17 protein-coding genes are annotated in these 15,934 nt (G+C 46.4%); 3 read left to right on the top strand and 14 right to left on the bottom strand.

Features of this window, described 5'->3' with window-relative positions; genetic code table 11:
• Positions 1–139 precede the first annotated feature (139 nt).
• On the bottom strand, positions 140–490 hold the full coding sequence (locus tag GWO68_RS09780) for a 4Fe-4S dicluster domain-containing protein (RefSeq protein WP_162346261.1): 351 nt from the start codon (positions 488–490) through the stop codon (positions 140–142).
• A gap of 113 nt (positions 491–603) precedes the next feature.
• Here GWO68_RS09780 and GWO68_RS09775 point away from each other — a divergent pair, with 113 nt between their 5' ends.
• Positions 604–1,614: an acyl-CoA reductase gene (locus tag GWO68_RS09775; RefSeq protein WP_162346260.1), complete on the top strand. Its 1,011-nt coding sequence runs from the start codon at positions 604–606 to the stop codon at positions 1,612–1,614.
• Between the two features lie 83 nt (positions 1,615–1,697).
• Here GWO68_RS09775 and GWO68_RS09770 read toward each other — a convergent pair whose 3' ends face one another.
• Entirely contained in the window at positions 1,698–2,555 is an 858-nt protein-coding gene (locus GWO68_RS09770) for a nucleoside phosphorylase (RefSeq protein ID WP_162346259.1), read from the bottom strand.
• 269 nt (positions 2,556–2,824) lie between these two features.
• Between GWO68_RS09770 and GWO68_RS09765 the strand changes: the two genes are divergently transcribed.
• Positions 2,825–3,961 carry a DmpA family aminopeptidase gene (locus GWO68_RS09765; protein ID WP_162346258.1) on the top strand — a complete coding sequence of 379 codons (1,137 nt, stop codon included), beginning with the start codon at positions 2,825–2,827 and terminating at the stop codon, positions 3,959–3,961.
• A complete protein-coding gene (locus GWO68_RS09760) occupies positions 3,945–4,781 on the top strand; it encodes an aminotransferase class IV (protein ID WP_162346257.1) in 837 nt (278 codons plus the stop codon). Before GWO68_RS09765 ends, GWO68_RS09760 begins: the two co-directional genes overlap by 17 nt.
• Before the next feature lie 173 nt (positions 4,782–4,954).
• Here GWO68_RS09760 and trhO read toward each other — a convergent pair whose 3' ends face one another.
• From trhO to pyrF, 12 genes are all read right to left on the bottom strand, one after another.
• On the bottom strand, positions 4,955–5,923 hold the full coding sequence (trhO, locus tag GWO68_RS09755) for an oxygen-dependent tRNA uridine(34) hydroxylase TrhO (protein ID WP_162346256.1): 969 nt from the start codon (positions 5,921–5,923) through the stop codon (positions 4,955–4,957).
• A gap of 207 nt (positions 5,924–6,130) precedes the next feature.
• Positions 6,131–6,766 carry an acetyltransferase gene (locus GWO68_RS09750; protein ID WP_162346255.1) on the bottom strand — a complete coding sequence of 212 codons (636 nt, stop codon included), beginning with the start codon at positions 6,764–6,766 and terminating at the stop codon, positions 6,131–6,133.
• 668 nt (positions 6,767–7,434) lie between these two features.
• Positions 7,435–8,721, bottom strand: coding sequence for a hypothetical protein (locus GWO68_RS09745; RefSeq protein WP_162346254.1), 1,287 nt, complete (start codon positions 8,719–8,721; stop codon positions 7,435–7,437).
• Positions 8,718–10,007, bottom strand: a complete 1,290-nt coding sequence (locus tag GWO68_RS09740; protein WP_162346253.1) for a DUF2851 family protein — start codon at positions 10,005–10,007, stop codon at positions 8,718–8,720. The genes GWO68_RS09745 and GWO68_RS09740 overlap by 4 nt, the downstream gene beginning before the upstream one ends.
• Positions 10,008–10,064: 57 nt before the next feature.
• Positions 10,065–10,607, bottom strand: coding sequence for a carboxypeptidase-like regulatory domain-containing protein (locus GWO68_RS09735; RefSeq protein ID WP_162346252.1), 543 nt, complete (start codon positions 10,605–10,607; stop codon positions 10,065–10,067).
• 70 nt (positions 10,608–10,677) lie between these two features.
• On the bottom strand, positions 10,678–10,986 hold the full coding sequence (locus GWO68_RS09730; RefSeq protein ID WP_162346251.1) for a hypothetical protein: 309 nt from the start codon (positions 10,984–10,986) through the stop codon (positions 10,678–10,680).
• Positions 10,987–11,016: 30 nt separating this feature from the next.
• The gene (locus GWO68_RS09725; RefSeq protein ID WP_162346250.1) at positions 11,017–11,502 is read right to left on the bottom strand and encodes a carboxypeptidase-like regulatory domain-containing protein; all 486 of its coding nucleotides are present in this window, start codon (positions 11,500–11,502) and stop codon (positions 11,017–11,019) included.
• Between the two features lie 215 nt (positions 11,503–11,717).
• The gene (locus tag GWO68_RS09720) at positions 11,718–12,620 is read right to left on the bottom strand and encodes a DUF5996 family protein (protein ID WP_162346249.1); all 903 of its coding nucleotides are present in this window, start codon (positions 12,618–12,620) and stop codon (positions 11,718–11,720) included.
• A gap of 271 nt (positions 12,621–12,891) precedes the next feature.
• On the bottom strand, positions 12,892–13,362 hold the full coding sequence (locus GWO68_RS09715) for a YehS family protein (protein ID WP_162346248.1): 471 nt from the start codon (positions 13,360–13,362) through the stop codon (positions 12,892–12,894).
• Positions 13,363–13,364: 2 nt separating this feature from the next.
• Positions 13,365–13,814: a GNAT family N-acetyltransferase gene (locus GWO68_RS09710; protein WP_162346247.1), complete on the bottom strand. Its 450-nt coding sequence runs from the start codon at positions 13,812–13,814 to the stop codon at positions 13,365–13,367.
• A 9-nt stretch (positions 13,815–13,823) separates the two neighbouring features.
• Positions 13,824–14,717, bottom strand: a complete 894-nt coding sequence (locus tag GWO68_RS09705; RefSeq protein ID WP_162346246.1) for an SGNH/GDSL hydrolase family protein — start codon at positions 14,715–14,717, stop codon at positions 13,824–13,826.
• 47 nt (positions 14,718–14,764) lie between these two features.
• Positions 14,765–15,595, bottom strand: coding sequence for an orotidine-5'-phosphate decarboxylase (gene pyrF / locus GWO68_RS09700; protein ID WP_162346359.1), 831 nt, complete (start codon positions 15,593–15,595; stop codon positions 14,765–14,767).
• Positions 15,596–15,934: the final 339 nt, after the last annotated feature.

Genomic DNA, 15,934 nt, shown 5'->3' with positions numbered 1-15,934 from the left:
GTTGGTGATAACACCAACAATGGCTTCTTTCATCCTTTACAAACTGAAGACTCTAATTAAGCTCATAGTTTCTAGTCAAAAGTAAACAAAAAAACCTGCCCTTGTAAGGCAGGTTTCTTTGGTAAACCATAGTTAGTGCTTACGCTTCCTGGTGTAACCAGGCTTTTTTAGCAAGCAGTTCTTCTTCGGTTTCGCGGTAATCCGGGTCGTCAACGCAGCAGTCTACCGGGCAAACAGCTGCGCACTGCGGCTCTTCGTGGAAGCCCATGCACTCGGTGCATTTATCAGAAACGATGTAGTAAAACTCATCTGAAATCGGTGGCTGTGCTGCATCGCCGGCAATAACTTCGCCGCCGTCGATCTCCACTTCTTTCAGGGCAGTACCCCCACCCCATGTCCACTCGGCACCGCCTTCGTAAATAGCAGTGTTCGGGCACTCTGGTTCGCAGGCTCCGCAGTTTATACATTCATCGGTTATCATTATAGCCATAATCGTATCTCCTGTATATTTTTTATACTTTTGTATGTCGTGTTTCTAAGCCGCAAAATTAGGAACAATAAACGCCTTTTCAAATAAAATTTAACAGCCATACCATATACGCCATGACACTAGAGAACAGGATTGAAGCTTTTGTAGAACTGGGCAGGCAGCTAAAAAGCCTGACTCCGGAAGACCGACAAGTATGGGCGCGCATGGCGCAATCTCGTAACCCGTGGTTTGATGAAGAAAACGTATCCTGTGCCCTTCATGGCATAACGCAGATGCTTGAGGAACAATACCTCCGCGAATGGCTTTACCCTTATCATCTTAAACAGGTTACACCTAAAAAAGTTGGCGTGGTGATGGCCGGCAATATCCCGATGGTCGGTTTCCACGATTTTCTGTCTGTTTTGATGAGCGGACATTACCTGCTGGCAAAACTAAGTACAGACGACCAACCCCTGATGCGCCGACTGGCAGATATGCTGGTAGGCATAGAACCGGCTTTTGCCAACCAATTTGAGTTTGTAGAGATACTGAAAGAGGCCGATGCCATTATTGCAACCGGATCTGACAACACGGCTCGCTACTTTGAATATTATTTTGCCAAGCGCCCACACATCATCCGTAAAAACCGCACCAGCATTGGCGTACTTACCGGCCACGAAGAAGCTGACGACCTGAAAGCTTTAGGCGAAGATTTCTTCAGGTACTACGGCTTAGGTTGCCGCAATGTGTCTAAAGTGTTCGTTCCGGAAGGCTATACGTTTGACAAGTTTTTTGAAGCTAACCAGCATCGCAGCAACATTCTTGACCACCATAAATACCAGAACAACTACGACTACAACAAATCTATACTGCTGGTAAACCGCGAGCCACACTTCGATAATGGTTTTATGCTGGTGCAGCCAAGCACCAATATGGTCTCCCCTATTTCGGTATTGTTTTACGAAACGTTTAACTCACTGACAGACCTACGCGAAAAGCTGGAAGCTATTAAAGACAAAACACAGGTTATCGTTTCGGCACACGGCTGGCTGGAAGGCAGTATACCGTTTGGCCAGGCTCAGTGTCCGATGGTTTGGGATTATGCCGATGGGGTAGATACCATGGCGTTTTTGCAGAAACTATAGTTTAGTTCTCCGATAACTATAAAACAATACAGCCTGACGAATTTCTTCATCAGGCTGTATTGTATTAGAAAGTATTGATTTATTTAGATCCTATCCAAAGTCTTCCTGATCAGGCTATCCACTACTTCTTCGGCATTTTTAGCGAACTCCTGGGTAATGCGGTTGGCAACTATAGCGTTGAGCGACAGCATTTCGTGACCTAGCAGGCGGCCCATGGCATAGTAGCCGGCAGTTTCCATCTCGAAGTTGGTCAGTTGGAAATCGCAGACTTTAAAGTTCTGGTAAACCTGGAGCAGGTTTTGGTTACGTAACCCACCACGCAGCACACGGCCCTGCGGAGCATAAAAACCAGGGCAGGTAAGCGTGTTGCCTGGTACCATGTCAAAGGCGATTTTGTCGATCAGTTCCTTAGACCCCGGAACGCAATACGGTGTAAAGCCTACGCCTAACTGCTCTTTCAGTGTTTTGGTAATACTCTGCTCATCAGCGGTTTGCTCCAGCGGGTAAAACTCCATCAACGAGTCCAGGCCCACGCCATAGTGCGAGGCTACGTGGCTGCCCAGCGGAATAGATTCCTGCAACGAACCGGATGTACCAACCCGCACTATTTTCAGCTTAATCTTTTCTTCGTTTGGCTCGCGGCTCTGGAAGTCAATGTTTACCAGTGCGTCCAGTTCATTCATCAGGATATCAATGTTATCGGTACCCATCCCTGTTGAGATCACAGTAAGGCGCTTGCCTTTGTAGTAGCCCGTGTGCGTTATAAATTCACGCTTCGCTACTTCTATCTCAATCTCATCGAAGTACCTGCTGACCATGGCTACACGGTCCGGGTCGCCAACAGTGATAATGGTATCGGAAATATGCTCTGGTAGCAGGTTAAGGTGGTAAACGGTTCCGTTTTTATTGATGATCAGTTCTGATTCTGGTATTACTGCCATGGTTTCTAACTTAGAGTTTCAGCAAATAAATGCTATCTAGATGTATACTTTATAGCTACTTTATAGTTAGCTCCGAAGTATGAAGTATAAAGTAATCGTGGCAAAAGTAGGAAGCTTGCCGTACAAAAGCACTGATAATTGTCAATTCTTATGACAATGTAATGGAAGTATAATCTTATTGGACTGTTGTACCTGAAATACGGAAGTTGTGCTACTCTTTTTTTCGGTGTAAAATCTTTTACTTTTACTTACTAGCAAACTATAACTAAATGAAGCTTTTACTACTATTGGTGCTAATGGCAGGTATAATTCCGGAAGTACAGGGCCAGCAACGCAAAAGGGCCAGGGACTATGGCGTGAAGATCGGAGTGCTGCCAACCGGTAAGTATAACGCCATTACGGATGTGCCGGGCGTAAAAGTAGGCCATACCACCCTCATCCAGGGCAGCAACATCCGAACAGGCGTTACAGCTATACTTCCGCATGGGGGCAATATTTTCCAGGATAAAGTTCCCGCAGCTATTTATGTAGGCAATGGGTTTGGCAAGCTGGCCGGCAGCACGCAGGTACAGGAACTGGGCAACCTCGAAACACCAATCATCCTTACCAATACCCTGAGCGTAGGCACCGCCATGAACGCGGTTATAAACTATACTTTAAATCAGAAAGGTAACCAGGAAGTAAGATCGGTAAATGCTGTGGTTGGCGAAACAAACGATGGGTATCTGAACGACATACGTGGCAGGCATGTAACAGAAAACCATGTGCTCGAAAGTATAAAACAAGCTAAAACAGGAGAAGTTACCGAAGGAAATGTAGGGGCTGGCACAGGCACGGTTTGTTATGGTTTTAAAGGTGGTATAGGTACCGCTTCGCGCAAATTACCAGCAAGTGTAGGCGGCTATACGGTTGGGGTTTTGGTGCAGACCAACTTTGGCGGTGTGTTACAGATTGATGGCGTACCCGTTGGCGAAGAACTGGAGCACTATTTCATGATGCAACAAATTAAGGACAGCGCCGATGGTTCGTGCATGATCGTGGTGGCTACCGATGCACCGCTGGATGCCCGCAACTTAGAACGACTGGCAAAACGGGCCCTGTTGGGTATGGGTAAAACCGGCGGTATTGCCGCTAACGGCAGCGGCGATTATGTAATTGCGTTTTCTACGGAGCCAACTATACGCGTGCCTTATAATTCTGAAAGCAGCACACAAACCGCCACCTACCTCATCAACGACGTTATGTCTCCGTTGTTTTTGGCCACTATAGAAGCTACCGAAGAAGCAATCATTAATTCTTTGTTTGCTGCAGAAACGATGAATGGCACTGAAAATCATAAAACAGAAGCCTTGCCCATAGATAAAGTTGTTAAGATCCTAAAGAAACATAATGCCACCAAACGCTAACCTCCACGCCTATATCAACGGCAACATTCAGCCTTACGGAGAGGCTTTCCTGCATATCAGCGACCTTTCTATTCAGCGCGGGTACGGGGTGTTCGATTTCTTTAAAGTGCAGAATGGCAGACCTGTATTTCTGGCAGACTACCTGAAGCGGTTTTATGAATCAGCACGGTTAATGGAGCTAACTGTACCCCTTCCAGAATCAGAACTTACAGGTATCATAAACGAACTGATAACTATAAACAACCTACCACTTTCGGGTATAAAAATGATACTAACGGGCGGCTACTCCGACAATGGCTACGACCCCACAGTGCCAAACCTTATTATACAGCAGCAGCCACTGCAACTACCAACCCCGGAAATGATTGCGCAAGGTATAAAAGTAATTACCCATGAGCATGTACGGGAGCTACCCAGCATTAAAACCATAAACTATACGATGGGTATCCGGCTGATAAACAAAATTAAACAGGCTGCTGCCAGCGATGTGTTGTATCAGAAAAATGATGTAGTCTCAGAGTTTCCGCGCTGCAACTTCTTTATCGTAATGCAGGACAACACCATTGTTACACCACCTGAGAATGTATTGCTGGGTGTAACCCGGAAAAATGTGTTAGCGCTTGCTGCCCGGAAGTATAAATCCGAGGAACGAACTATAACTATAGCCGACATTGCGCAGGCCAAAGAAGCTTTCCTGACCAGCACAACAAAGCGCATTTTACCTATTGTTCAGGTAGATGATGTAGTGATTGGCAATGGCAAACCGGGAGCAATTACTCAGGAGCTGTTACAGGATTTGATTGGATTGGAGAAACTGTAACTATAGTTAAAGGCTTGCTCTAAAGTGAAAGGTATCTTTATCCAGTTATTTGCCAGCGCTGATCTGTGATCCACTGGGCCGGAGACCCAAACTATAGCTCAAAACCAAGTCGGCATAAAATAAGAAAAGCGTGCCCGGTTACGAACACGCTTTTCTTTGCTTTAGAGAATACACTATACGTGTACGTCGTTTTTCTTCTTGCGGTTGAATCCTTTTAACGGATTATAGCCATTCATTTCCTTTTGGTAATAGCCTGTGCCGTCGTAAGGGCGCTTTTCAGGGTGGCCTTTGCACTCGGTGGAGCAGGCTCCTTCCAGTTCCCAGCCACACTTCTCGCAAATGGCCACGTGCAGGTTACACACTGGGTTGGCACAGTTTACCATACGGTCGTCTTCGGTGCCGCAAACGTAGCACGTTGATATCACTTTCGGGTTAACGGAGTTCACATCCACAGCCACACGGTTATCGAACACGTAGCACTTGCCTTCAAAGTCCTCGCCACCGGCTTCTTTGCCATATTTAATGATACCGCCATGTAACTGGTATACATCTTCAAAACCCTGCTCCAGCAAAAATGCGCTTGCTTTCTCGCACTTAATACCGCCGGTGCAGTAGGTAAGTATTTTCTTGTCCTTGTACTTTTCTTTCAGCTCTGCTACCTTCTCCGGAAACTCACGGAAGTTCTCGATATCCAGCGTTACGGCATTCTTGAAACGGCCTACATTGTACTCATAATCAGAGCGAACATCCAGCACCACCACATCGTCCCGGTCTTTCATATCCCGGAATTCTTTTGGCTCCAGGTGCTTGCCGGTGCGGGCATTTGGGTCTATGTGTAACAGGCCGGAGTGTACGATCTCGGCTTTGGTACGCACGTGCATTTTGGTGAAAGCATGCGCCTCCGACTCGTCCACTTTAAAGTCGATTTTAGCGAAGCGCGGGTCGGCATGCATGATTTGCATGTACTTTTCACAGTCTTCTTTCAGACCGGACACGGTGCCGTTCAGACCCTCTTTTGAAACGATGATACGGCCAAGCAGATTCAGCTCAAGGCACATTAAGTGATGTTGCTCACGGAATTCTTCCGGATCTGCTATCGGGGTGTAGCAGTAGTACAGTAGTATGCTGTAGGGTTTGTTCATAACGGCTTAGTTTCAGCTAAGTGTTTTTAATTTAAATTGTTTAATTGTTAATGGTTAAATTGTTGGATTGCTGAATTGAAACGTACTTTTAACAATTTAACAGTTTAGCAATTTAACCATTCAGGCTACAAAGCTATAGTTTACTTTATTGCGCTGAAATGACTTTCATCAGTTCGGGTAAATAACAGCAACTATAACTATAAAAGTTTACTTAATGGCAGCGGCCGGGTTACCGAAAACAGTGGCTTTGGCCGGCACATCGGCCACTACAACCGAGCCTGCACCTACACGGGCATTTTTACCGATTTTTACACCGCTAACTATAACCGCACCTGAGCCAATGTAAGCACCTTCTTCTACTTTTACTTCGGAGTTAATAATGGCACCCGCACCGATCTGTACAAAGTCAGCGATCTCGGCATTGGTATCAACCAACGCTCTGGACTGGATAACACAGTTGTCGCCGATCTTAGCATTGTTGTTAACAATAGCACCAGCCGCTACCATGTTGCCATGGCCCAGCCAAGCGTACTCCGACACAGCACTGAATTTATGTATAGCGTTTACCGGAACAACCTTGTACTCGTCCTTCAGCATGTTGATCAGGCCTTTGCGGGCAGCCGAATCTTCAACAGCTACAAACACGTCGCACTTTTTGCCGATCAGTTTCAGAAATTCACCATCCTCGGTGCTGCTCATTACCGACACATTGTTGATCTCCTGTTGCTGCAGGTCTTTTTTGTCGTCGAGGAAGCAGTACACTACCACGCTGTTGCTGTTAAAAATATCTAAAGCGGCGGTTCCCAGTTGCTGGGCACCTAATATGATCACAGGATTCTGCATAGCTTATCTAAAATAAGGCGCAAAGGTACGAAGAAGTGCGGGAGATTGAAAGTGCCGGAGATTGTCGGGTTTTTGTTGCGTAAAGTAACCATCTTCCCGTTTTTGTCATTTCGAGCCGAAGAGAAAAATCTATTTAGAATATCAGGATAGATCTCTTCTGTCGTTGAGATGACAAAAACTATATTTTTCCTGTTGTCATATCGAGCGCAGTCGAGACATATTATGTGTCCTATAGTTGATCTCTTTCCTGAACAAAGCCTTCGTTTCAAACCACCTGTATTCCTAGGAGCTTTAGTTTCCTATCTTTTCAAACCAACTTTGGTGCCCTCACGGCCGGGAGGCCCCGCCTTCGGGCATCGCGCGGTGTACATTTCTTTTTATCGTACCTCGAAATGCCTTCGGCACCAGAAATCTACAAGGCGCTCAACCCAAAGACTGCAATCTTTCTACTATATACCGCTTAACTATAGTTTAAACTTGCTCGCTTCGAAATTGATCTTAACTATAGTTTCGTAGGGACAGGTCGCGACCTGTCCGCCTCATGGACTGTAACTATAAAACTATAGCTTGAATATTGGCAGTAGTAGTAAAATTCCCCTCCTTAGACAAGGAGGGGTTAGGGGTGGTTGGACCACGCTAACTATAGAACTATAATCCTAGCTATAGTTTTACCTGAGTTTCGCCAGCTGCCGTTGCGCAAACCTGTTTTGCAGAAGCAGATATACCAGGAACGGCAGGAAAATAATACGGTATCGGCTGAGCGTACCGAAATTGGGTGTGCTGATACCTACAACGATCGCCGAAGCAACTATAAACAGGACCAGAATAATGTGCCAAAGTTCGATTTTCTGAAGCCATATTTTTGAAGAAGCTGAAACGATAGCTATAGTTGTAAGCACTGCCAGGAGCAGATTTTCGAGCCCGAGCAGCAGGTATAAAACCTCTGAAGATTCGCCGATGAAAGGCCGGTAGATGGCACTAAAAAATGCCTTGGGAGCGTTTAAAACAATAGATGCCAGGGTTGGTTGCAGCGAACTATAGTGCAGGTGGGGCCTGCCTAACGATAGGGCAAGCAATCCCTTATACGTTTTAAACAGTTGTTCGGCAATAAAATCAAAGCTGAAAATACCACTGATCTGCCATACGGTAACTATAGCTAACGCCATAAAACCTGCCAATATCAGCAATTGCACTTTTAATGCCTGTAACGGTTTTATAGTTCGTGAGAGCACTTTAAGGACCAGGTAACAGGTTAGCAAACTCAGCAATAGCGCAGCAAAAAATATCTTAATCTTTACAAACAGGTACAGCTGCAAGGGCAGTAAAAGCCACGTAACTATAGTTTGTTTTTGCCCATGCGCCAGTTGCAGCACAGAAGCCATTACCCAGCACATACTCCCCATCAGTACGGCATCTTTCAGCAAACCCGAGCTCCAGAAAACTACAGACGGGAAAAACAACAGCGCCAGTATAGCCGCCTTTTTTGTATCCGGGAAAACGAAGGAGAGCGTAGCTGCCAGCCTTGCCATGCCCCAGAAACTGAACAACGAAAAGTATAGCCCGATCAGGTAATAGCTGCTACCCGTAAGTAAGTTAAACAGGCTAAGCACTTTGAGCAGAAAAAAGGAATTGGAGAAATCAGCGAACTGGGTAAAAGGCACTGTGGCCCGAAAAGTCTCGCTCGGGAATTGGTTAAAGAGCAGAAGCCGCCAGTAAGCACCCGAATTTTCATGAGCCAATTGAGTTAGCTTTTGCGATGCGTTAAAGTAAGTTATAGTATCGCCTTCGCCGTAGTAATGAAAATATAAAACGCCTAACAACACACCACATAGCAACTTTAAACCTAATGCAGGCAGCATGTAGGGTTGCAGTGCTTTAGCCCAGGCCTGTTTATGCAGCTGCAAGCCCAGCCCCAGCAGTAACAACACATTCAGCAGGTATAGCAGCGGCATCACGGGCGGGAAAGCAGGTTTTCTTTTAGAATTTTATTACCTATAGCACATTGCAGGCAGTTTACCGGCTGGCAGTAGTTTTTGTAAAGCGATAGCGCCGCCTGGTTATCGGCTGCAGTTTTAGCTTTCCAGCCCAGTTCCTCATACAACCGTGTTATTTTATTAGAGGCTTCTTTTACTTTCTCGAGCAGTTCGATGGCTTTTTCGAGGTGTGCCCGGTTGCTGGTATGTTGGCTGTAAGCGGCCAGCAACGGAACAGCCACATTTATGATCAGGTTATGTGCGCTGCCTTTGCCCATGGTATTTGTTGCCTTGGCAGGCTCCGGTGTAAATGTAAAATGCTCCTGCCAATACTCCGAAACCTGAGCCATAAACAAAGCTTCGTAGTGTTTTATAGTTTGGGCCTCTAGTATAGCCGTAAAAAAACTTTGCCGGTTTGCCAGCACTGCTGCTAATTGCGCCAGCCGTATAGTCGGGAAATTGGCCGGGCGCATGCGCATAAAATTCCAGTGGTGGCGCTGCATGGTGTTGTCTCCTAAACTATACTTATGGCTCAGGAAATTATACTCTTTTGCCAGTTGCTGTGCATATTCTGTATCAGCATCACCTATAAAACCAGCCTGGCCAAACAACAATGCCTCCAACTGAAAAAGCTGCCGGTGTTTACGAACTATAGTTGCAGGCAAGGCCGCAGCCAGCCGTTCCATGGGTTGCTGGTTAATCTTAAATCCGAATCCCTTGAACAGCACATGATAGGCCGTGGCTTCCCAGTCGTGGTTATAGTTGGTGTAGCTTTGCAGCACTTCCTGGCCTTTTTGCTCCAGGCGTTCGGTCAGGGCACGGCCCAGCATCATGGTTTTGGTAATTTCGGGCACAGCCGGCCACACGTTGGCGCATGGTATAGTTGCCCTCGACCGTTGCAGTTGCTCGTATGTATAAACCAGCGTGGTATCAACCCGGTCTTTCAGTTCCAGCACCGGAATTGTAGTTCCATCTGTCCGGGTAATAGGTACATCGGCTTCCCATACTACATGCAGTATTACCTGGTCGTATTTCTGGTCGGTTTGGTGGTTGTGGCGGCGCCAGTCCGATGCCCGCAAATGTATCTCCACGCTACCCGACCATTCCACATCACTTATCCGAACTATAGCTTCCCTGAAATCGGGGCCGGCATCGGTGTTATAGTAGCCAGTGCGCATTACCTGCAATAGCTCGCCTTCCGTAGTTGCCAGGTCGGTTTTACGGTAGTATTGGTGTTGCCAGATGTAGTGCAGGAAATCTTCTTTCATGAATTGCGCCAGCCCAGTGCAGAGCAGACTTCTAAGATAAGCGCAAATCAGCAGAAATTAAAAAATACGGATAGGCGTGGGCACCAGGTAGCGTTGTTCGCGCATTTGCTGATGATGTTTAAAGCCCTGTTTTATGTTATCAGCTACATCCATTTTCGGCCCTTCAAAAATAGATTTATAATAGGCAGGCAAGCTTCCCAGGTCAGGTTTAACTATAGGCTTATCCGGCAGATTCAGGTCGCGGACGGCTACTTTAAAATCCTGCTGGGTGGCCCATGGCATTACCTGTACTTCGGGTAGCTGTTTTGCAACCTGCCTGAGCCGGATGCTGGTGGTGTATTTTTCGGGTGCATTTGTTTTGGGAATGATGATGTATTGCTTCTCGAAGCCCAGGGCCTGGAAAACCACGCTGTCGCCGGCCAGAACTGGTAGCGTAAAAAAGCCGCCTTGCCTTGAAACCGTTCCGCGATTTGTGCCCGGCACATACACGGCAATTCCTGCCAACCCTGCAGCACTATCAGCAGTTACCACCACACCCAAAAGCTGCACCACAGGTAGTTGCTCTTGTGCATTGGCACACTTCGACCCAACTATAAACATAACTATAGGTAGTACGCTAAACAGAACTGGCTTTTTCAGGGTGCTATAGTTTTAAAGGCCCAACGTATAGTTACTGTCTTACGGTTACGTATGTGGATATACGCCCTCCTACACCTTTGTTCCATTCCCCCAGGCTTACTTTCCGGGCAAAATAGCTACCACCAAAAGCAGCCCCAAAGGCAAACAAAAACTTTCCTGGGTGGCTGGGCTCAGGCAAATACTCAAACCCTACAAAAAAGTCTTCATCAACCGTAATGCTATAGTTTTCCAGATTTACGGTTACCCAGCCCTCTGTCATAGGCAGGCGTTTGATGATGCTCTTTTCTACTATCCGTTTGCCTGGCAAGCCATTCACATTTTCATAAAAATTGATGCGCATGTTAGCAGAATCTATTTTACTACTGGTCAGTTAGAGTGTAACAGAAAGTATATCCGAAGGCTTATCGTTTAGCTTTATAAGCTTGGCCATTTCGGAGATGTCGTTGGCATTTTGAGCCTGAGAGGTACCATAGATGAAAGGGTGACGTATGGTTGTTCCAAACTTTTTGATCTTAGCGGTTTTGCTTTTTACTACCACTTCACGCAGACTGGTTGTCTTTTCCGTTAGCGCAAATTCCGACAGCTTACCGTCAACTATAGTTTTAACCGGAACAGCTAACTCATTAAACCCGACTGCCGAAAAAGTGAGCGTATCAGTAAGAGAACTTTGCTGAAGCTGTAATGTAAAGGTGCCGTATATAGTTGCTGCCGTACCAATGCCTTTCTTTTTGATGCCGATATTAACGTAAGGAACCGGTTCTTTGCCGTGCAGCACGTTGCCTGTTAACACTATAGTTTGGCTGTGCGCCGTGAGGGATAGAAATAAAAAGGTAGCAGCAAGTAGTAATCTGTTCATTGCTAAGTGTGGGAGGTTTGGGAATTAACGCTCCTTGTCGGCTGCAAAGTATAGTTGTTCCTGAATATTTAACGATACTTATAAAAGGTAGGCTTTAAACTCAGAAGTGAGTTGGCTTAGTGTGTCATTTCGAATGCAATGAGAAATCTGAATTATTTTAAATCTGTAACAGATCTCTCACGTTGTTCGAGATGACAAAAAACAAAACTATAGTTTCAGACTTCCAACGCTTCCCTGTCCCAGTTTGCCAGCTTTGCGGCGGCCTCGTAGGTACTGCGCAGGAAATCTAAAAGCATTGCATCCGGGTTTTCAGCAGTCCGTACAGCCTCATACGGAAGTATAAACTCACCTAAGGTTTCATGGAAATAAGCTGCATTGGGTTTTACTTCGGCGGTCCGGTAGCCTTCCGGTTCGGGGTAAATATAACTATAGAAAGCGGCTTCGGGTAGTGCTTCGCTGCCGGGCCAGAAGCCAGCGCTGCTCACCTCATGCGAGTACGCTTCCTGCGCTACCCAATCGGGCAGGCCGGGTACACCGCCCGGGTGCCTGGGTGCCGTGCGCCCCGAAAACCGCGAAACAGCCAGGTCAAAACTTCCCCAGAAAAAATGTACCGGGCTACACTTGCCCCTAAACTCGGCCCTGAACTGCGTTAGTACCCGCTGTGCCTGTAATAAAGCTTTGTGCAATGCAGCTGCCTGCTCGGGGTTGTAGGTTTTATGGGTTTGGTCTTCGTCGAACGGTATAGGATTTTCGAGCTCGCAGGGCACTTTATAGATAGCTACATGTATGCCCAGTTCTGCCAGTGCGTGCATTGCTTTTTTGTAAAACTCGGCCACCGACATATGCACCAGTGCCAGGTTGCGGCTTTGCCCGGTACTGGTCTTTATACTTAACCGATGCTGCACCAGGTCCAGTTCTATCTGAAAATGCTGTTTATCGTCAGAAAGGTCGCCTGTGCTCAGCCCGGTTGGGGTTACTGAAAGCGTTACGTGCCAGGCGTGGTTAACCCAGGGCTGCGCTTTCAGTTTTATTTTGCCAAGTATCTGCGACCAAAGGTGAAGTGTTTCGAGTGTATCTTTTGATGCGTGGTAGTTAAGTTCAGGCCAGCCGGTTTTCATAGTTCTGCTATAGTTAATGGTGCGTTTTTACATTAACGATAGTCGCAATTTAAAGTAACCCAAGCAGGGAAGTAAATAACTGAAGACCAGCAACTATAGAACTATAGCTACTAACTAAAGCAAGGTGGCAATTCCTCTCCTGGGAGGGGGTTAGGAGTGGTTGGACCACTAAGGAAATATAGCTTCAGCCTTTGCCATTTTTGTCCCTCAAGGGCCAGTCGAGTCTGGAGACTCGCGCCAGCGAATTTTTGAAGTACAATAGAACTATAGCTTACTTTGCAGACTCCGGGCGATATTTAAGCTGCAGGCCTAGCAGGAAATTTCGTAGTATCTGGTCTTTTAGTGGGCGGTAATGCTGGTGGTCGGGCTTCCGGAAAAAGGCACTGAGCTCCGATTTGCTTAACCGGAATTTTACCAGGTCCAGTACATCCAGGATGTCTTCGTCTTTATAGTTGAGCGCAATCTTTAGCTTACGCAAAATGATGTTGTTGTTCAGGCTTTTTTCGGGCTTTGGTTGCTCGCCTTCTTTTTTGCCTCGTTTCTCGTTTATAAAACCATTCAGAAAAGCCGCCAGGTTTATGTCAACCAACTTCTGAAATTCTTCATGGTCTTCCGGCTTCATCCAGTCGCTTATTTCGGCGCGGGTTACCTCTTTGCCACCCGATGCAAAAAGGGCCATCATTTTATCGTCATTCAGATCGAATGTATAGCGTAGGCGGCGGAGTATATCGTTGTTGTTCATGTTTATAGTTGCTTTTGCATGCACACGCTGTTTTCAACGCCTGCATACTGCCCATAGTTCGGGATTACGGTATAGCCGCTGTTTTTGTATAGTTCTATGGCTTCGGTTTGTTTCTTGCCTGTCTCTAAAATAGTAGCGCTATAGTTCAGCTCATTTGCCCACGCTTCCAGGGCGCTCAGCACTTGCTTTGCTATGCCTTGCCTTCTGAAATCCGGGTGCACGAACATGCGCTTTACTTCGGCTATAGTTTGGGTGTAGGGTTTTATAGCGCCACAGCCTGCCGGTTCACCATTTTGGTACGCAACTATAACTTCGTTTATACTATCTACTTTGTTAAACTGTGCAAAAAAAGCGTGGTCGTCGCCATCGTTCTCCTTCAGGTTCTGGTCCAGTAAAACGATAAGGCTCCGGAAATCGGGGTTATCGGGAGTGGTGCGGGTTAGGGTTAGCATTGGTTTATATTATAGATTCTCACCCAGGTATTTTCCTAAATAATTATTGCCTGCTTGTGTCAGATGTAAGTTATCTGTATGATACAAACCTAATCCTTCGTATCGTGCCAGATCATCAGCCAGCTTCACATTATTATAGATCTGCACCAATCCCAACCCGTGTTGTTGCCCATCAGAATAAATGTAGTTAGCATCTGCGTTATCAATTAATTTTCTAACATCCTGTACCCGCTCCGTAATTCCTTTTTCTGCCCTTCCAATGTTTACAATACGTATAGCCGGTATCTCTAAATCCTGGTTAAGCCGATCGATAAGCGAGAACATACCGCGTCTGACATTTGCAATAGATTGGGTTCCTCTGGCATCATTCACACCAAGCACTATATAAACTACTCTCACTTTCTTTGCCCCGAAAGTTTGTAAAGCACTTTTAACATTCTCTAACAAAGGCTTATACAGCGAGCCGGTCTCGTACCAGTTAACATTATCATTGTGTGGGTACCACTCTGCTCCTCCAAGTGCTCCTTCAATCAAAATCGTGTTTTTGCCTGTCTTCTGTTTATAGGCAATAGCATGGCTTGGATGCCACGACCCGAGATTGGCTGTTTTAGTATCTGTATTTGTAACTGTATACAACGAGCTGCCATCCCACTCTAAAAGTGCTCCATCCGGATCAGGTCCTTTCTTACCGTCGCGTTCGTTTGTACCATTGGCAATAGAGTCGCCAATTACAACTATAATTTCAGCATTATTATTTGTCGTGTAATCTTTCTGTGGCGGAGCAGGAATTGGGGCAACCTCGGGTGAAGTACATCGTGTGAACCACAGCTGAACCAGGATTAGCAGGAACGCAATGACCCGATGTCTCTTTTTATAAGAAGAAACCGAAAAAAATATATTCATTTAATTATAGCAGGTAAAGGATTCTTAAGTATCAACTATAGTTTCCCCTACAAATGCTGCACGTACTGTTCTAGGTATTGCTCCATTTCGCGTTGTACTTCCTGGGCTGCTTCGCGGGCTTTTTCGGCGAAGTCGCGGCCGGATGAAGCGTAGATAATAGCGCGGGAAGAATTGACCAAAAGGCCGCAGCGCTGGTTCATGCCCAGACGCGATATCTCTTCCAGGCTTCCGCCCTGTGCACCAACACCAGGCACCAGCAGGAAGTGATCCGGAACAATAGCACGTACGCGCTGCACATACTCAGCCTGCGTAGCCCCAACTACATACATCAGTTGTCCGGCTGTGCCCCAGGTAGAGCTTTCGCGCAACACCTGCTCCCAAAGGTATTCTTCGCTGCCATCAGCCAGGCGCAGCATCTGGAAATCCTGGCTGCCCGGGTTTGATGTTAACGCCAGCAAGATAACCCATTTGCCACCCTGCACCAGAAACGGCTTCACCGAATCAGAACCCATGTAAGGTGCTACGGTAACCGAGTCGAAGTTCATGGTCTCGAAAAAGGCACGAGCGTATAGTTCAGAGGTATTGCCAATGTCGCCGCGTTTGGCGTCGGCTATGGTAAAGATCTCCTGCGGAATGTGGTTTATCGTTTTCTCCAGGCTCACCCACCCTTTCGGCCCTTGCGCTTCATAAAAGGCAATGTTTGGTTTATAGGCCACGCACAGGTCGGCAGTTGCATCTATTATCTGGCGATTAAACTCAAAAACCGGGTCCTCAAAATCCAGCAAGTGTTCCGGTAACTTTTTAGGGTCGGTATCGAGGCCAACGCACAGGTATGATTTCTTTTGCAGTATCTGCTCGAATAGTTTTTCTCTTGTCATGGCGGTAGGTGGGTTAGGTCTGTACAAATGTAAGCGTTTAAGCCGTGGTGTAAAAACCGATTTTATAGTTCGTTTGGAGGTGGTAAAATCATCAGCTATAGTATCAAACCACCCCTGCCCCTCCTTATCCAAGGAGGGGAGTTTCTGCAAGCTCTTTAGTTGGAGGTTATGTTTTATAGTTACAGTTGTTCATCCCCCTGCCCCCTTCAAAGGGGCAGGGCCGTTAAGTTCTATTTTTCGTAAACTAATATGTTTAGGAAAGGGGGAGCAGATGCAAAATAGTGAAGTAAGTTTACTAGCCTGTCTGCGTGAGGTACCTGATTTTCGTCGCCCGCAAGG

It is taken from the genome of Pontibacter fetidus, from assembly GCF_010119545.1.
In the GTDB taxonomy this organism is placed as follows: Bacteria; Bacteroidota; Bacteroidia; order Cytophagales; family Hymenobacteraceae; genus Pontibacter; species Pontibacter fetidus.
Note: the sequence above shows the minus strand (reverse complement) of the source record. Positions and strands in the feature narration are given on the sequence as shown.